The following is a 16,679-nucleotide window of genomic DNA, read 5'->3' on the forward strand; positions in this document are numbered from 1 at the left end:
CAACAGCAAAGAGTCGACTACCGGTCGTGACCTCGCGCATGCCGCTTTGGAGGCCGCGAAGGCCAAAGCGAAGGCGCGCGGAGTTGAACCGGGCGTGCGCCGCGGCCGTATCACCGGAGGAGGAGCCGGTTCGAACGGTCAGAGCCCGCGACGTCGTCGCTGGTCAGGGCCGGGTGCCGACACGCGCGACCCGCAACCGCTCGGCAGGCTCGCCTCCCGGATCGCGGTCGACCGCGGCTGGAACACGCGGCTGGCCAACGGTCAGGTCTTCGGTCACTGGGCCCGGCTTGTGGGTGAAGAGGTCGCCGAACACGCCCAGCCGGTGGCCTTGAAGGACGGCGAGCTGACCGTGCGCGCCAGCTCGACGGCATGGGCGACACAGTTGCGCCTGCTCCAGGGGCAGCTGCTGACGAAGATCGCGGCCGGCGTCGGGCACGGCGTCGTGAAGAGGATGCGGATCCAGGGACCGACGGCGCCGAGCTGGCGGAAAGGCCCGCGGCACGTCCCAGGACGTGGACCGCGTGACACGTACGGCTGATCCGAGTTGCGCTTCGCGACAACTGTGTACCAGCGCCCCGAGAAGGCGCCCAGAGTGCTTCGCGAACGTCAAGACTCTTCTTCGAACGAATTAGCGCGTCTGTGAGCAAATCAGGGGTGTCCTTGCCGCATGCCAGCGGACGCGGCCAAGTACACTGGAGACGAGCGAGCTTCCGCTCGGGGTAGACGAGGAGAATCAACGCCTGTGACCGAGAACAAGAGCGAGTACAACGCGTCATCGATCACGGTGCTCGAAGGCCTCGAAGCAGTCCGCAAGCGTCCCGGTATGTACATCGGTTCCACCGGGGAACGAGGTCTCCACCACCTCGTCCAAGAGGTGGTCGACAACTCCGTCGACGAGGCGATGGCGGGTCACGCCACCAAGGTCGAGGTTACCCTGCTCGCCGACGGCGGGGTGCGGGTCGTCGACGACGGGCGCGGTATCCCGGTCGACATGCACCCCAAGGAGAAGAAGCCGACCCTCGAGGTCGTGCTCACCGTGCTCCACGCGGGCGGCAAGTTCGACAGCGACTCGTACGCGGTGTCCGGTGGTCTGCACGGCGTCGGTGTCTCCGTGGTCAACGCGCTTTCGAAGACGCTGCTCGCCGAGGTCAAATACGGCGGCCGCAGCTGGCGCCAGGAATACACGAACCAGCTTCCCGGTGAGCTGCAGGACCTCGGTCCGGCCGACGAGACCGGCACGACGATCACCTTCTGGGCCGACGGCGACATCTTCGAGACCACGACGTACAACTTCGAGACGATCTCCCGGCGTCTTCAGGAGATGGCCTTCCTCAACAAGGGCCTGACCCTCTCACTGCGCGACGAGCGCGTCGCCGACGAAGAGACCGAAGAGGACGCTTCCGGCCAGGCGGCGCGGGTCAAGGAAAAGACCTACTGCTACCCCGGCGGTCTCGAAGACTTCGTCAAGCACATCAACGGCAGCAAGGACCCGATCCACAACAGCGTGATCTCCTTCGAGGCCAAGGGCACCGGCCTCGAGGTCGAGGTCGCCATGCAGTGGAACAACGGCTTCACGCCGTCGGTGTACACCTTCGCCAACACGATCAACACGCACGAGGGCGGCACGCACGAAGAGGGCTTCCGCGCCGCGCTCACCCGCGTCGTCAACGCGTACGCGCGCGAGAAGAAGCTGCTCAAGGAGAAGGACGCCAACCTGACCGGTGACGACGTGCGCGAGGGTCTCGCCGCGATCGTCTCGATCAAGCTGGCCGAACCGCAGTTCGAGGGCCAGACCAAGACCAAGCTGGGCAACAGCGAGGCGAAGACGTTCGTGCAGCAGACGTCGAACGAGTGGCTGGCCGACTGGTTCGAGCGCAACCCCACCGAGGCGAAGACGGTCATCAACAAGTCGATCTCCTCGTCGCAGGCGCGGATGGCCGCCCGCAAGGCGCGCGACCTGGTCCGCCGCAAGGGCGCGCTGGAGATCGGCGGCCTGCCGGGCAAGCTCAAGGACTGCCGCTCGACCAACCCGTCGGAATGCGAGCTCTACATCGTCGAGGGTGACTCGGCGGGCGGTTCGGCCAAGGAAGGCCGCGACTCGATGTACCAGGCGATCCTGCCGATCCGGGGCAAGATCATCAACGTCGAGAAGGCCCGTATCGACCGCGTCCTCAAGAACACCGAGGTCCAGTCGCTGATCACCGCGCTCGGCACCGGTATCCACGAAGAGTTCGACCTCGAGAAGCTGCGCTACCACAAGGTCGTGCTGATGGCGGACGCCGACGTCGACGGCCAGCACATCACCACGCTGCTGCTCACCCTGCTGTTCCGCTTCATGACCCCGCTGATCGAACACGGCCACGTGTTCCTCTCGCGCCCGCCGCTGTACAAGATCAAGTGGCCGCGGGCCGAGCCGGAGTACGCCTACTCCGACCGCGAGCGCGACGCCGTCATCCAGGCCGGTGTCGAGCGGGGCAAGCGCCTTCCCAAGGACGACGCGATCCAGCGCTACAAGGGTCTCGGCGAGATGAACGCCGAAGAGCTGTGGGAGACCACGATGGACCCGGCGAACCGGCTGCTCGGCCAGGTCACCCTGGACGACGCCGCGCAGGCCGACGACCTCTTCTCCGTTCTGATGGGCGAGGACGTCGAAGCGCGCCGTTCCTTCATCACGCGTAACGCCAAGGACGTGCGCTTCCTGGACGTGTAGGCGTCCCCGTTCTTTTGTCCCACTAGGACTGCTCCCACGAGAAGGACCTCATGACGGAAACCTTGCCGCCTGCTCCGGACCACGACCGGATCGAACCGGTCGACATCCAGCAGGAGATGCAGCGCTCCTACATCGACTACGCGATGAGCGTCATCGTGTCGCGGGCGCTGCCGGACGTGCGAGACGGCCTCAAGCCGGTGCACCGCCGCGTGCTGTACTCGATGTTCGACTCCGGCTTCCGCCCCGACCGCGGATACAACAAGTGCTCCCGCGTCGTCGGCGACGTGATGGGCAACTACCACCCGCACGGTGACTCCGCGATCTACGACGCGCTGGTGCGGCTCGCCCAGCCGTGGTCGCTGCGGTACCCGCTGATCGACGGCCAGGGCAACTTCGGCTCGCCGGGCAACGACCCCGCGGCGGCCATGCGGTACACCGAGTCCCGGCTCGCGCATCTCGCGATGCACATGCTGCAGGACATCGAAGAAGACACCGTCGACTTCTCCGACAACTACGACGGCCGCACCCAGGAGCCCGACGTCCTGCCGTCGCGGTTCCCGAACCTGCTGGTCAACGGTGGTTCCGGGATCGCGGTCGGGATGGCGACGAACATCCCGCCGCACAACCTGCGCGAGGTGGCCGAAGGCGTCAAGTGGGCGCTGGAGAACTTCGAGGCGACCGACGACGAACTCCTCGCCGCGCTGCTGGTCCGGGTCAAGGGCCCGGACTTCCCGACCAAGGCGATGATCCTCGGTACCTCCGGCATCGAAGACGCGTACCGCACCGGCCGCGGCTCCGTGCGCATGCGCGCGGTCGTCGAAATCGAAGAAGACGCCAAGGGCCGCACGATCCTGGTCGTGTCCGAGCTGCCGTTCCAGGTCAACCCGGACAACCTGGTCGAGAACATCGCGAACCTGGTCCGCGACGGCAAGCTCACCGGCATCTCCGACATCGCCGACGAGTCCAACAGCCGCAGCGGTATGCGCATCGTCGTCACGATCAAACGCGACGCGGTCGCGAAGGTCGTGCTGAACAACCTGTTCAAGCACACCCAGCTGCAGCAGAACTTCGGTGTCAACATGCTGGCCCTGGTCGACGGCGTGCCCCGCACGCTGCGCCTGGACCAGATGATCCGGCACTACGTGAAGCACCAGATCGAGGTCATCGTCCGCCGGACCCGCTTCCGGCTGCGGAAGGCCGAAGAGCGCGCCCACATCCTGCGCGGTCTGGTCAAGGCGCTGGACATGCTCGACGAGGTCATCGCCCTGATCCGGCGCTCGCCCTCGGCCGAAGAGGCCAGGCCCGCCCTGATGAGCCTGCTCGACGTCGACGAGATCCAGGCGACCGCGATCCTCGACATGCAGCTCCGCCGTCTCGCGGCACTGGAGCGGCAGCGGATCGTCGACACCCTGGCGGAGATCGAACTCGAGATCGCCGACCTCAAGGACATCCTCGAGAAGCCCGAGCGGCAGCGCTCGATCATCGCCGAGGAACTGCAGGAGATCGTCGACAAGTACGGCGACGACCGGCGCACCAAGATCATCCCGTTCGACGGCGAGGTTTCGGTCGAAGACCTCATCGCCGTCGAGGACGTCGTCGTCACCATCACCCGCACGGGTTACGCCAAGCGAACGAAAACCGATCTGTACCGCTCGCAGAAGCGCGGCGGCAAGGGCGTCCAGGGCGCGACGCTGAAGCAGGACGACATCGTCCAACACTTCTTCGTCTGCTCGACCCACGACTGGATCCTGTTCTTCACGAACAAGGGCCGCGTCTACCGGGCCAAGGCCTACGACCTTCCCGAGGCCAACCGCAACGCGCGCGGCCAGCACGTCGCGAACCTGCTCGCGTTCCAGCCGGACGAGAAGATCGCCCAGGTCATCGAGATCCCGAACTACGAGGTCGCTCCGTACCTCGTGCTCGCGACCCGGCGCGGCCTGGTGAAGAAGACCAAGCTCACCGACTTCGACTCCAACCGCGCCGGCGGCCTCATCGCGGTCAACCTCCGCGAAGGCGACGAACTGGTCGGGGCCGTGCTCGCGGCCGCGGAAGACGACCTGCTCCTGGTGTCCGCGGAAGGCCAGTCGATCCGCTTCCACGCCACCGACGAGGCACTGCGCCCGATGGGCCGCGCGACCTCCGGCGTGCTGGGCATGCGGTTCAACGACGGTGACGAACTGCTCGGCATCAACGTCGTCCAGCCGGACAGGTTCCTCCTCGTCGCCACCGACGGTGGTTACGCCAAGCGCACCCCGACCGACGACTACCCGGTCCAAGGCCGCGGCGGCAAGGGTGTGCTCACCATTCAGTACGACCGGAAACGTGGCAGGCTGGTGGGCGCGGTCATCGTCGACGCCGAAGACGAGCTTTACGCCATCACTTCCAGCGGTGGGGTGATCCGGACTTCGGCCGGACAGGTGCGCAAGGCCGGCAGGCAGACGAAGGGAGTGCGGCTGATGAATCTCGACGAAGGAACCACTCTTCTCGCGGTCGCACGCAACGCGGACGAGCCCTCAGACGTCGCCACTGCAGGCAGTGCTGAAGGAGAAGAAGACACGCCGGCGTCGGAGCAGTGAGCGACGCCCCACGTACTGGGTAAGGACTGACACCTCGTGACACCATCCGAGAAGCCCGAAGCAGGCGGCTCGCAGGCGGGTTCGTCGAGCCCGCCTTGGCAGCGCGACAGCGCCGGGGAGGCCGAAGGCGCCAGTGAGCAGACGGTCTCGGTGTCTTCGGTCGCCACCGAAGACGTGGCCCACTCGGAACCGAAGCAGGACGCGGCGACCGTGACCGATTACCACGGGGTCAGCGGCACCGCCGCGAAGAGGCTCTTCGGCGACAGCGGAGAGGGCGACCAACCCGCCCCCTCCGCCATCCCGTCGGCCTCCCGCACCCGCGCCGCTCCGACCGCGCTCCGCCGCCCCGGCCGCGGACCGCGTCGCGCCAGCCTGCAGATCAAACGCTTCGACCCCTGGTCGGTGCTGAAACTGTCCCTCGTCCTCGGCGTCGCGCTGTTCTTCGTGTGGCTCGTCGCCGTCGGCGTCCTCTACACCGTCCTCGACGGTATGGGCGTCTGGGACAAACTCAACGGGACCTACTCGTCGCTCGTCGGCGGGGAAGGGGCCGACGCGCCGGCCGACCCGTTGATCAGTGCCGGTCGCGTCTTCGGGATCGCGGCCATCCTCGGCGCCATCAACATCGTGCTGATCTCGGCGCTGGCCACCGTCAGCGCGTTCATCTACAACGTCTCCGCCGACCTGGCCGGAGGCCTCGAAGTGACCCTTTCCGAACGAGAGTGAACCCGGTTGCAGGGCGCCGAAAGGCGTCCTGTAATCTTCTCCTCGTTCGGGCCCATAGCTCAGGCGGTTAGAGCGCTTCGCTGATAACGAAGAGGTCCCAGGTTCAAGTCCTGGTGGGCCCACGCAGGTCAAAGGCCGGTTCGCGAGTCTCGCGAACCGGCCTTTCTGCAATCTGCCTGACTAACTGCCTGACTATGCTGCTGAGTCGCTTCCGAAGATCTCATCCATGGCTTTCGCGCCTTCCTGAATGATCGGCCGTAGCTGATGGCGATAGACCAACTCAGTTACCGCCGTCCCGTTGTGGCCCATGAGTTGAGAGATCTGCTCAATCGGCATTCCACTGTCGGAGAGCAGTGACGCGAAGCTGTGACGAAGCTCTCGCGGTGTCCATTCGTTCGGATTGAGTCCGGCTTTCGCGCACACCTTCCGGAACCCGCGCCGGACGTTCGCCGCATCCAGCTCCGTGCCGACATCCGAGGCGAACACCAAGTCGTTCTCTTGCCATCGATCACCCGCGACACGTCGCGCGAAGTCCTGCTTCGCCCGTTGGGCCAGTAGGGCTTCGACGCACCGCTGAGGCAGCGCAAGCGAGCGACGCGACTTCTTGGTCTTCGTGTCGCCACCCACCCGCACGGAACGCCAAACCATGATGTGCGGCGAAACTGGTGGTGTCGCATCCGGCTTGCCGACAAGGTCAGCATGAGTCCACTTGAGCGGGCGTAGCTCTTCGGTCCGCGCGCCGATCAGCAGAGACAACGTGATGTAGGCGCGTAGCTGCGTCCGCTCGGCGGCCTTGAGAAGTGCGTAAGCCTGCTCGAATGTGAGCGACTTCGACGGCCTCCCCTCCTTCCCCTCGGGGATCTCGCAGAGCAGGACGACGTTCCGCTTCACCTTGTCCCGCTTCTGGGCTCGTGCCACTGACCGCCGAAGGATCGAGTGCAGATCCCGAAGAGTCCGCGTTGAGAGGATCTTCGCCTTCCTCTCTAACCACTTGTCAACGTCATCGGCGTTCAGTTCGACGAGCGGGCGCGCTCCGACATCGGGGATGATGTGGCCGTCCGCGAGGATGGTCAGCTTTTCGATTGTCGAGGCGGACCGTCGAGGCAAGCCGTAAGCCAGGAAGTCGCGGACTGCCTGTGCGACCTTGTACGCCCGATCTTCCGAGGGCAAGCCGTCGTCAAGGTCGCGAATGAGCTGCTTGAGCTTCTGCTGTGCCTCGGTCTTGGTCTTGCCGTATGCGGACTTGACAATCCGTTTTCCGGCTGGGGTGTATCCGGTCGTGACCTCAGCAATCCAGCGCTGTCGGCTCTCCGACCACCGAATACCCCCGTCTCCGCGACTACGCCGTTTCGCCATAGCTGACCCCCGCTTCGTTCATGAGCAACTGGACGTATTCCTGAATGGCGACCGCCGGAACGAGCCGGGCACGCCCCTGCTTGACGGAGCGCAGACGCCCCGCTCGCAACTGCTCGTAGATGACCGATCGGCTCATCGACAGCAGGCGCATCGCTTCCGTGATCCGGTAGAGGTGCCGCTCAGGCACTGCGACCGGCATGGGTACTGCGTCCATCTATGCCTCCCCCTGGGTGCTCGGCTTGGGCGTGCTTTCGGCCGCGACCTCCGCGACCGGGGCAACCGTGCAGGTCAGACCAGGCGAGGAGGTCGCGTTGGTGCCGCGACCGTCCGCGACCTCCGGCACCGCCCCGGTTGCGGAGGTCGCGGAGAACAGCGACGGCGAGTCGGGGAGCGAAGTCCCGTTGACCTGCGACGTTGCGGAGGTCGCGGAGGTCGCGCCCGATTCGAGCGGCGGCAGGTAGCGGCTCCACGCGTCGGCAAGCCCTGTGTCGCCATCGATGCGGTAGCCCTTGAGTGTTTTGCCGTTGACCTTGAGGTCCTTCGGCCTGACCAGGTACCGCTCCAGCTCCTTAGCGAGCCTCCGGCTATCCAGTGGCTTGCCCTGGAGATCCGTCCACGGGCCGTCTTCGATGTCGTGCAGCTCGCGAATCAGCTCTGCCGTGACCATTCGGTCGACCCTCTGAGAGCTGAAAACCTGCCGGATGTCGGCGAGCAGGCGCACGCCGAGCGAAACCGTCTGCGGTCCGTTCTCCAGGACGAAATGCCGACATGCCTTCCGGGCGGTTTCCGGCCAGTGCCCACCGGCCGCGTCCGCGATGGCAAGCAGTGGCCGCCAGATTTCCGCCGCTCGATCCCGGACACCATCCGGCCGTTCCGGGCGTGCCCGGCTGACCTCGTCGCCGACTCGGCTCATCCAAGCTTCCAGCTCACCGCGAACGGGAGCTGACTCCCGCTCGACGTCCTCTTCGATGAACTCTTCGACGACCTCGTCAAAGCGGCGCTTCCTCATGTGCACCGTGATCGAACGCGTGGTGATGGTGTCGGGCATCCCTCCGGCGATCCCAGCCAGCGCGACCGGTGCGTAGACCGGGAAGCGCGTGACGTTCATGCTCTTCGCGTCGCCGACGCATCGCGTCACGGTCGCCGAGCGCTTGTATCCAGCGTTGAGCAGCGCTCGGAGATCCTCATTGTTGCCGCCCGTCTTCGGGTTGAAGACGGCATCGATCTCGTCGAAGAGCAACGTCATTGGGCCTTCGACAAGCATCCGGAAGATGGCAGCCGGAGTGATGCTGATCGTCATCTCCGGCTTGGCGACGAGGTACTGACCCACCTCCAGCACGCGCGTCTTGCCGCTGCCCGGTTCCGCGGAATCGAGGATGAGCCTTGGCGTGACGTAGAGCTTGTCCGCGATGTGGGTGTGCGCGTACCACAACGCCAACATGGGCGCGGTGTGCTCGTTCGGGAACGCGGAGAAGCGCAACACGAACGACACGACCGAATCGAGGACCTCACTACCGTCTTTGACGAAGGCTCCGACGGGCGGCGGGCCAAGCCACGTGAGCGGCTCGATAGGCGCGGACTCGGGGAGTGCCTGATTCGGTTGAGCGCCTCCGTCTTCGGCGGGCTCGTTGGCTGTCTTGCGGGCTCGCCAGACGCGCTGACAGTTCTCCGTGCAGAAGTCGTCCGACGGAGAATCGCCACGCGGACGACCGCACTGGAGGCAACCGGGCGCCGGTTCGTCGGCGATCAATGCGTCGATCGCGGACACGGCGTCAACAATCTCGGCCATCAGGCAGCCACCTCCAGGCGAGGAAGTGAGCCGTCGGCCTCTTGGTACCGCCTCCACAGGTCGTCGAGGTGCTCGGTGTCGTCGAGCTGATCGCGGAGGTAGCCGGTCGACGTCTCCTGAGCTACGGCCTGCTCTAGGCGGACAGCGTGTGCCAGAACGGCGCGACGGTACGCGCCCTTGAGCACCAAAGCTTTCAGCCAGGACCCGTAGTACGACGGGGGCAAAATCGGGCCGTCGCTGTAGGTGTCGGCGATCCAGAGGCCGAGAGCTTGCAGGCGGTTCGCGGCGCCCGACCGGGGCGCCGGGGCCGTCTGCGGGTAGATGTCGTTCCTTTCCCTAGCGCGGTCCATCAGCGCGAGCGGCGTAGCCGTCTGGTCGGTGGCCACCAACTCGATCGCGAGCTGAAGCACGTGGGCAGCGACCGGCGAGCCGAAATCGTCGGCCCGCATGCCCGTGAGTAGCCGTCGAGCCGGAGTGATGGGGAGCTGCATGACGCAGCCGAGAAACTGACGCTCAGGATCGATCAGAGCGGTTTTCATAGGAGGCACCTTCCGAACGAGTGGCAGAGGAGGTCAGTGGTCGTCGTTGCGTCGGTTGCGTTCCTGGGCATCGCGCAACGAGCGACGAGCGCGGAGGCAGGAGTTGTAAGCGCGACGTCCGGCGCGGAGAGTCCGGCCGCTGCCGTCGCAGCGACGGCAGAGCCTGATTGCACGAAAAACCGGCGACCGAAAGAAGCCCATGCCCCGGCATGACCGGCACGCCTTGTACGGGAAGACGGCACACGACCAGGCGTAACCGAGAGCGACGAAGGTGAAGAAGAGGAAGGGCAGCAGAGTCAGGCTGTTCGGGGTGTTCACAGTGGTCTCCAGGCTGTTTTTGGCCGCATTCGGCCTACGCCTCTAGGTCCTAGGGCGCTGATCAGGGATGTCTTGGAGGTCTAGGGAGGGCTCTAGGTCTAGAGGCAGCAGGCTCTAGACCTAGAGCCCTCCGCTAGCTAGCCGTTCTTGCGGCTCCGCTCACGTTCGGTGAGAGCGTCGGCGATCCATTCGCGCTTGACGCCCATGCGGTTCGCGCCCTTCCCCGTGTTCGGGTCGTTGCTCCAAACCTGCTTGGTGGCGATCCCCAGCGGCTTGAGTGCGGTGGAAAGCTGAGTCGCCTTCGCCGAGCCGGACGGCAATTCCGCCCATGGGCCGTAGACGGCAGGCCGGAGTTCGGCGAGCCGATCGACGATGGCTTCGGACCACGCCTTGTCCGCGTCGCCGATCGCTGCGAGCACATCGGCAAGCAACGTGTCGTTGCCCTCGTCCTCAGCAGGCGCCATGTCCAACCCAGCGGCGTAACCAGTGAGCCGTCCGGCCGCCAATCGTGCCGTGCGAGCTCGTGCTGAAATCTTCTCGGCGTCCGGGCCGTCGATGTAGACACCCCGCGTGATCCGCGGTTCGTCTCCCTCACCGGCCAGATATCCAATTCCCTTGTCCCGGAAGGAAAGCGTGGTCGCCCGGATGCCGTTCCGATAGGACGATGTGCCGAGCACCATGTCATTCGCCTGCTGCCCGGTGACCTTGAGGCAGAACCTCATGACTGCGTTGTCGCTGATCGCGGTCGGGATGCTCTTCGCGTCCGGCCGCTGGGTGGCCAGGATGATGACGATGCCCAGAGCGGGGCCACGCTTCACCAGGTCAGTGCAAATCTCCTCGATCTCCGCGCCGTGATCCGGGTGCTCGAACCACTTCTGGCACTCGTCGACGCCGATCACGATCGGGTGCAAGCCAAGGGACTTCTTACTGGCCAGGTCCGGCGTGACCTTGTTCTCCGGACACAGATCCTTCGGCAGTTCTCGGATGACCTTCGCGCGCCGTCGAAGCTCACTGCTCAGCGCCCGGAGATCGGTGACCGCATAGGCAAGGTCTTCCGGTTCGTCGCCAGCGCGGTACCGGTGTGAGACCGGCGCGAGCGGCGAAAGGTCGCCTGTGCCCTTGAGGTCGTACGAATGCAGCTCGGCGCGAGGATCCAACGCAGCGATCAGAAGCAGCTCTCGCAGGGTGAACGTCTTGCCCATGCGCGGAATGGCGCCGATGACCATGGAGATGAACATCAGGGTGACGTCGACCCAGCGGCCGCGCTGGTCTGTGCCGAACGGCTGAGGCTTGAACAAGTCCACGGTGCCCGGCTTCCGTAGCGGCCAGGCAGCCTGACGGGACTTGGACAAGTCCTGATCGCCGACCCAAAGCACCATGCGGCCGGGATGAACCTCCGCGTTGCCCTCCGGCCAGACACAGCCGAGCGGACGGCCGAGACCAGACGCGAGCTTCGCGCGACGCTCGATCACTTCGGCGACCGTGACGCCGGGCGGCAAGTCGACGTCGGCACGCCAACCCGGACCGTCGCGGGTGATCGGCGCCGTGAAGCCGATCGCGTTGGGGTTCTTGGCAAGCGCCTGGTTGATGCCCGCGATGCCCAGTACAGAAAGTGCCTGGATCACGTTGTCGCTGGTGAGCTTCTGCACCTGGCCGGACATCACCGCGCGAGAGGAAACCACGGGGTTGTCCTTTGTGGTGCCGAGCTTGCCGAGCAGTCCGACCGCGACCATGCCGCATGCCCAGATCACCCACCCCGGCAACACGTTCGGCAGGACGAGGACCAGGACGAGGCCGAGCGTCGACACGAGACCGAGTTGAATGAGTCGAAGGACGACTCGGCGGTCTCGCTGCTGTGACAGCTTCAGGTAGAGATCGGCCTTGTCAGCGGTCGCGGTTTCGGAGCGTGCCGGACGGCCTTCCGCGTCAGTCACATAGCGGCCGGTTGCCGCGAGCAACAGCAGCAGGCCGCGCGGAGATCGCACCGCCAGCTTGAGCGCGTACAGAGGGGAACGCGCGAGGTGGTAGCCCGCTTTGTGCGAGTAGTGCTTGCCGACCCACGTCGCCGCGTCCTTGGCGTCGGTCACCGACTTGAGATAGCTGGGAATGACCGGCTGTCGATTCTGCGAACGCAAGCGGTCCAGCCAGGACGAGCCATCGGCGGCGGGGGTGTCGACGTGCGCCCTCGGTGTCGGTTCGGCCGATTCGTCGATCGGCTCGGCGTTGTCGACTGTCGGGACGGGATCGGTGCTGTCGGGCGTCGCACCGGCCGGGAACGCGATCACGCGGCCGCCCGGAGACTCGTCGCCGCGGACTTCGTCAGGAGTCGTGGTCATCAGTTCCTCACCTCCAAGTCAGTGGTGTCGCGGACCAGGTGTGCGAGAGCGGCACCGCTACCGAGTACGACCACGGGCAGGCAGGACACGAGCGTGGTGACCGGCCAGGGCGCATGAGTGACAGATGCGGCGGACATCAGGTGATAGGCGACCTGGCCGACCATGCCGAGCGCGAGCGAGCCCAGCGCGGACCACTTCGCGAACCTGCGTGCCCGGCCCGTGTGCGGCGAACTCGACAGCCAGACTCGCAGGGCGAAGGCCGAGTACGCCTCAACCCCGATCGGCAGAGTGATCGCCGAGTTGATCGTCAGGTCATCCCAGATACCCGGTAAGAGCTGGATCGGTCCGAACCCGGTGAGCCGACCGAGTCCGACCCACCCGCTCCACACCGCCACGAATGCCGGCATTGCCAGCAAGAGAACGGGCCAGAGCTTCACGGGCCGGGCCTTCGTCTTGGTGCCTGGGTCTGCGGCCTCCGCGACCTGGGCTTTCGGCTCGCTCAAGCTCGGTTCGCCCAGCGTCACCGAGTTCGGATCCGGCATGGTGTCGTCCTGCTCGGACTCGGTTTCAATGGTGGGTTCCGGCACCGCGTGCAGCGGCCGGACGGGTTCCACCTCGTCGTCCTTGGTGATGGCTTCGAGGATGGCGCGTGCCTTCGGCGCACCTACCTTGAACTCGGCCATGATCCGGTTTCGGGACGGGATCTCGCCGAGCTCGGCGACTCGGTCACGAACTCGGGGGAGAAGCTCGGTGACCGAAGGTGGGTAGACGCTTCCGGTGTTCGTGGGCAGGTTGAGCCCTACCATTGGTATCTCCTGACTGGCTTTGAGGTGGTTGGGAGATCCCGGTCCGGCGGGTGGTTCTTGGCGGTTCCGTGCGCCGGATCGGGGCGAAATCAAGCGGCCGAGCTGTCCGGCCTCGCTCGGAGTGTCGAGCTGACCGTCTGACGGCTGATGCGCCGGACGTGCCGATGAGTGGCTACCCGGTCCGAGACCAAGGGCTGTCCGACCTGCGTGACTTCCTGGTCGTGAGCCGTCACGAAGTACTCGGCGATCATCGCGTCGATGTCCGATTCGTATAGGCCGTCGGGTGCGTAGCTGAGAGCAGAGACGAGCTCTTCCATGGTGTTGAACTCCAAGTCGGTTTGGGTGCTCCCTGTCGGGAGTGGGTTCTTGTCGAACGCGTCTCAACGTAAATCCTGTCTATCAACTCTGTCAACAGACTTGCAGAAACTGACTTAACTGAGTTGCTTGGCCTACCCTTGAGGCATGACATCCCTGGACCCTGATGACCCGCGTGCGCCCTACCTGCAAGTGGCTGGTGGGCTGAGGGCTGCCATCGCGTCGGGGGAGTACAGCCCCGGTGCTCAGTTGCCGACCTATGCGGACCTCGCCGAAGCCTGGGGGGTTGCCCCGAATACGGCTAAGAGCGCTGTTTCGCTCTTACGAGATGAGGGCCTTGTGGTTACCCGGCATGGCAAGGGGTCCTTCGTGCGAACCCAGCCAACCGGAGGCGAGACGGCGAACCGAGGGATTGACTCGTCGGATGAGCGCGTTTGGCAGGCCATCGCGGATATCCGTCGTCGTCTTGCCGAGGTCGAGCGGCGGCTAGGACCGAGCTAGCTCGACAGTGCGCGGAGGAAGCTCACAACGCCGTCGATCACGGCGCCGATTCCGCGGAACAGGCCGGTGACCCAGCCTGCCGAGTCAGCCGGGTACTGGACGATCATCGCGCCGATCGCCAGCAGGATGATCAGGCCGACGGCCTTCCAAGCGATGCCGCCGCCGCTCTTCATGACCGGGAAGTTGCTCTTCGCCATCGTCGTTCCCTTTCGCTCTAGCGACTCTGCCTTTGTGGCCGTGCGTCGCTGATGTAGCTAGGAAACCGGCCGAGGGCGGGGGTGCAGCAGTGTGTTTGCAGGGGTGCAAATGTGCACACGGGGGGTGCACGGGGGGTGCTTTAATGACCATGGAGGTACTCGTGGTCGAGAAGGGGAAGCAGCCGAACACGCTCCTAGCTGGGGTGATGCGGCAAGCGGGAGCGACTAACAAGGGGTTCGCACGTCGGGTGCGCGAGCGCAGCCAAACCGACGGCGGGGAGCCGATCAGCTCTGACCATGTCTCCGTCAAGCGTTGGCTCGACGGCACCACCCCGCACCCCCGCACGTGCCAGTTGATCGCTGCTGTCCTCGGCGAGCTGCTTGGTCGACCGGTGAGACTGACTGAGATCGGCTACGCGGAAAGCTCGCCGACCGATGGCGACGACGTCGGTCTTGAGTACCCCGAAGAGGTCGCTCACAGCGTGGTCGCGCTCGGCGCGATCACGGAGCTTGAGCTGAGGACGCCGAAGCGTGTCGGGCCGCTCTCCGTCGTGCCGGAGGCATGGAGCGGACTCGTCGTGCGATGGCTCACGGACTCTGACGACGATCGCTCTCGGCCCCCGACCGAGCCACGATCGATCACTGTCGTGGACGTCGAGGCCGTTCGCGAAGCAACCACGATGTTCAGCAGCTTCGACTATAAGTACGGCGGCGGCCGACCGAAATCCCTCGTCGCCTCGTTCCTGGACCAAGAGGTCTTGCCGAACATCCCGCACGTGTCGCCATATGACCCAGTCGGGCGCGAGTACTTCCGCGAAGTCGCAGCGCTGACCCGGCTCGCCGGATGGACGGCTTACGACACGGGAGCTCACGGGCTCGCGCAGCGGTACCTAACTCAGGCTTTTCGACTGGCGAAAGCGGCGGGGGACAAGCCGCTCTGTGGTCGAATCCTCGCGGGAATGTCGCACCAAGCAAACTTTCTCGGGCATTTTCAGCGCGCTGTCGACCTGGCTCGTGCTGCCTATAAGGGCGCGAACGGCCATGCCACGCCAACGACGATGGCGCTCTTCCATGCCATGGAGGCAAGGGCGCTGGCATCTATGGGCAGGAAGGAGGACACGACCGCGGCTTTGCTCACGGCAGAGCGATGGCATGGTCAAGGTAGCCGCGAGAACGATCCCGAGTGGATCCACTACTTCGACGCGGCCGAGCTACACGCCGAATTCGCGCACTGCTTCCGCGATATCGGTAATGCCGAGCTCGCCAACCACCACGCGGCCGCATCGATCGCAGCATCGAAATCGACGTACGTCCGTAGCTTGTCCTTCTGCCGGACCGTGCTCGCTACGTCTCACCTGCAAGGAGGCAACCTGGACGAGGCGCTACGGGTGGCGCGTGCAGTCGTCGAGACTGCCGCGAGCCTTAAGTCGTTCCGGGTGATTTCGTACCTAGATGACTTCCAACTGAGGCTAGGCGCCCATGCGGAAGATCCGTTGGTGCGGGAGTTCCTGGAGTTCTCTAGTCAGCACCTGCCGTCAGAAAACACGCCAGTTTCGAGGCGCCTGATCGTCGCGTAGGTCAGAGAGTCTCTTGTAGACCTCCGCTTCGACTTCTGGCGATTCGTCCAGCTTCTGAGCAAGCCAGGTTGTCATGTTCAGCTCGCGGGCAGCCCGGACAACCGGGAACCCTGGCCAGTCGATCGGGTCGAATCCGTAGGCGTCTGCATAGCTCTGGTACTCGGCATCCGAAGCCCATCCAAGAGCTTCGTGCCGAACGGAAAGCACAGCGGCGTCCCACTCCCGCGGTCCGTACGCGAAGTCCTCGAAATCGATCAGATAGGGGATGCCGTCCGTCGAGCGCATGACGTTTCCAGGATGAGCGTCCCCATGGATCGGTCCGGGCGGCAACTCAAACTTGAGCCCCTCGAACTCTTCCGATACTTCCTCGTACCGCCGTCGTAAGAACGTCAGCTCTGACTCCGCGAGCTGCCCGTCAAGGGCGTTGATCCGTGCCTCAAACTTCGGCATGGGTAGGAACTGAGGCAGTTCAAAACTGGGGGCAGGCAGTGCATGCAGGTCGTGCAGAAGCTTGCCGAACTCAGAGGCGCTGACCTTCTCCTCGTGCTCCGGGATGAACTCCCAGAAGGTGACTGGCAGCCCATCCTCAACGAAGGGCTGATCGACTATGCCGGTTGCCAGTTTCGCAGCGGGAAACCCATGTTCGTCGAGCCACGTGGCCACCTTGACTTCCTTCGTGGCAGCCTCGATGGACCGTCCAACGCGGCCAACCAGCGAGTTGCCAGCGAGGCTGTAGATGGCGTTCTCGCCAAAACGAAGCGACACCGCTTCCGTTGATTCCACGCAAGAGTTGCTGCACGCCTCATTGAGCACGTTCCGTGCCCGTTCTGGCGTGAACGGCGTCGTAGATGTCATCAGACTCCTGTCCGGGTGCCTCAAGTCCAGGCTAAGGGGTGTGCACATGGGGACGCTGTCCGAGCGTGGCCGCCGAGTGGA

General features: G+C 65.0%; 15 protein-coding genes and 1 tRNA gene. 7 read left to right on the forward strand and 9 right to left on the reverse strand.

Translation table 11 applies throughout. The features are described from left to right. The first annotated feature begins 46 nt into the window (after nucleotides 1-46). The 5 genes from ACLJPX_RS20870 to ACLJPX_RS20890 all read left to right on the forward strand — a co-directional run bounded on the left by ACLJPX_RS20870 (nucleotide 47) and on the right by ACLJPX_RS20890 (nucleotide 6,131). Complete coding sequence (locus tag ACLJPX_RS20870; protein ID WP_101611584.1) at nucleotides 47-538, forward strand: DciA family protein; 492 nt, start codon at nucleotides 47-49, stop codon at nucleotides 536-538. A gap of 204 nt (nucleotides 539-742) precedes the next feature. Continuing rightward, on the forward strand, nucleotides 743-2,710 hold the full coding sequence (gyrB, locus tag ACLJPX_RS20875; protein ID WP_101611585.1) for a DNA topoisomerase (ATP-hydrolyzing) subunit B: 1,968 nt from the start codon (nucleotides 743-745) through the stop codon (nucleotides 2,708-2,710). A 50-nt stretch (nucleotides 2,711-2,760) separates the two neighbouring features. After that, nucleotides 2,761-5,286 carry a DNA gyrase subunit A gene (gene gyrA / locus ACLJPX_RS20880; protein WP_410601561.1) on the forward strand — a complete coding sequence of 842 codons (2,526 nt, stop codon included), beginning with the start codon at nucleotides 2,761-2,763 and terminating at the stop codon, nucleotides 5,284-5,286. 36 nt (nucleotides 5,287-5,322) lie between these two features. Next, nucleotides 5,323-6,009, forward strand: a complete 687-nt coding sequence (locus ACLJPX_RS20885) for a DUF3566 domain-containing protein (protein WP_101611587.1) — start codon at nucleotides 5,323-5,325, stop codon at nucleotides 6,007-6,009. A gap of 48 nt (nucleotides 6,010-6,057) precedes the next feature. Beyond that, nucleotides 6,058-6,131 (forward strand) — tRNA-Ile (locus tag ACLJPX_RS20890). A 70-nt stretch (nucleotides 6,132-6,201) separates the two neighbouring features. On the opposite strand, the gene xerC is transcribed toward ACLJPX_RS20890, so the two are convergent. The 7 genes from xerC to ACLJPX_RS20925 form a co-directional block, all read right to left on the reverse strand. Beyond that, nucleotides 6,202-7,365, reverse strand: a complete 1,164-nt coding sequence (xerC, locus tag ACLJPX_RS20895; protein ID WP_410601562.1) for a tyrosine recombinase XerC — start codon at nucleotides 7,363-7,365, stop codon at nucleotides 6,202-6,204. Continuing rightward, a complete protein-coding gene (locus tag ACLJPX_RS20900) occupies nucleotides 7,349-7,579 on the reverse strand; it encodes a helix-turn-helix domain-containing protein (protein WP_410601563.1) in 231 nt (76 codons plus the stop codon). The genes xerC and ACLJPX_RS20900 overlap by 17 nt, the downstream gene beginning before the upstream one ends. Then, entirely contained in the window at nucleotides 7,580-9,154 is a 1,575-nt protein-coding gene (locus ACLJPX_RS20905; protein ID WP_410601564.1) for a DUF3631 domain-containing protein, read from the reverse strand. Next, nucleotides 9,154-9,693, reverse strand: a complete 540-nt coding sequence (locus ACLJPX_RS20910; protein WP_410601565.1) for a hypothetical protein — start codon at nucleotides 9,691-9,693, stop codon at nucleotides 9,154-9,156. The genes ACLJPX_RS20905 and ACLJPX_RS20910 overlap by 1 nt, the downstream gene beginning before the upstream one ends. Nucleotides 9,694-10,148: 455 nt before the next feature. Beyond that, complete coding sequence (locus ACLJPX_RS20915; protein WP_410601566.1) at nucleotides 10,149-12,098, reverse strand: cell division protein FtsK; 1,950 nt, start codon at nucleotides 12,096-12,098, stop codon at nucleotides 10,149-10,151. Nucleotides 12,099-12,346: 248 nt separating this feature from the next. Beyond that, nucleotides 12,347-13,030, reverse strand: coding sequence for an ABC transporter permease (locus tag ACLJPX_RS20920; RefSeq protein WP_410601567.1), 684 nt, complete (start codon nucleotides 13,028-13,030; stop codon nucleotides 12,347-12,349). Between the two features lie 212 nt (nucleotides 13,031-13,242). After that, a complete protein-coding gene (locus ACLJPX_RS20925; protein ID WP_410601568.1) occupies nucleotides 13,243-13,470 on the reverse strand; it encodes a hypothetical protein in 228 nt (75 codons plus the stop codon). Nucleotides 13,471-13,615: 145 nt separating this feature from the next. On the opposite strand from ACLJPX_RS20925, the gene ACLJPX_RS20930 reads away from it, so the two are divergent. Beyond that, entirely contained in the window at nucleotides 13,616-13,969 is a 354-nt protein-coding gene (locus ACLJPX_RS20930; protein WP_410601569.1) for a GntR family transcriptional regulator, read from the forward strand. On the opposite strand, the gene ACLJPX_RS20935 is transcribed toward ACLJPX_RS20930, so the two are convergent. Next, complete coding sequence (locus tag ACLJPX_RS20935; RefSeq protein WP_410601570.1) at nucleotides 13,966-14,166, reverse strand: hypothetical protein; 201 nt, start codon at nucleotides 14,164-14,166, stop codon at nucleotides 13,966-13,968. The two genes, ACLJPX_RS20930 and ACLJPX_RS20935, sit on opposite strands and share 4 nt — an antisense overlap. Nucleotides 14,167-14,309: 143 nt before the next feature. Between ACLJPX_RS20935 and ACLJPX_RS20940 the strand changes: the two genes are divergently transcribed. Further along, complete coding sequence (locus ACLJPX_RS20940; RefSeq protein WP_410601571.1) at nucleotides 14,310-15,743, forward strand: hypothetical protein; 1,434 nt, start codon at nucleotides 14,310-14,312, stop codon at nucleotides 15,741-15,743. On the opposite strand, the gene ACLJPX_RS20945 is transcribed toward ACLJPX_RS20940, so the two are convergent. Then, nucleotides 15,702-16,598, reverse strand: coding sequence for a phosphotransferase enzyme family protein (locus ACLJPX_RS20945; protein WP_410601572.1), 897 nt, complete (start codon nucleotides 16,596-16,598; stop codon nucleotides 15,702-15,704). The genes ACLJPX_RS20940 and ACLJPX_RS20945 overlap by 42 nt on opposite strands. Nucleotides 16,599-16,679 lie beyond the last annotated feature (81 nt).

The sequence above is a fragment of the Amycolatopsis sp. lyj-90 genome (genome assembly GCF_046549035.1).
Classification (GTDB): Bacteria; Actinomycetota; Actinomycetes; order Mycobacteriales; family Pseudonocardiaceae; genus Amycolatopsis.

Coding starts and splice junctions, on each gene's coding strand:
- gyrA (WP_410601561.1), top strand. CDS start 2,761: ATGACGGAAACCTTGCCGCCTGCTCCGGACCACGACCGGATCGAACCG.
- xerC (WP_410601562.1), bottom strand. CDS start 7,365: ATGGCGAAACGGCGTAGTCGCGGAGACGGGGGTATTCGGTGGTCGGAG.
- ACLJPX_RS20900 (WP_410601563.1), bottom strand. CDS start 7,579: ATGGACGCAGTACCCATGCCGGTCGCAGTGCCTGAGCGGCACCTCTAC.
- ACLJPX_RS20905 (WP_410601564.1), bottom strand. CDS start 9,154: ATGGCCGAGATTGTTGACGCCGTGTCCGCGATCGACGCATTGATCGCC.
- ACLJPX_RS20910 (WP_410601565.1), bottom strand. CDS start 9,693: ATGAAAACCGCTCTGATCGATCCTGAGCGTCAGTTTCTCGGCTGCGTC.
- ACLJPX_RS20920 (WP_410601567.1), bottom strand. CDS start 13,030: ATGGCCGAGTTCAAGGTAGGTGCGCCGAAGGCACGCGCCATCCTCGAA.
- ACLJPX_RS20925 (WP_410601568.1), bottom strand. CDS start 13,470: ATGGAAGAGCTCGTCTCTGCTCTCAGCTACGCACCCGACGGCCTATAC.
- ACLJPX_RS20930 (WP_410601569.1), top strand. CDS start 13,616: ATGACATCCCTGGACCCTGATGACCCGCGTGCGCCCTACCTGCAAGTG.
- ACLJPX_RS20935 (WP_410601570.1), bottom strand. CDS start 14,166: ATGGCGAAGAGCAACTTCCCGGTCATGAAGAGCGGCGGCGGCATCGCT.
- ACLJPX_RS20940 (WP_410601571.1), top strand. CDS start 14,310: ATGACCATGGAGGTACTCGTGGTCGAGAAGGGGAAGCAGCCGAACACG.
- ACLJPX_RS20945 (WP_410601572.1), bottom strand. CDS start 16,598: ATGACATCTACGACGCCGTTCACGCCAGAACGGGCACGGAACGTGCTC.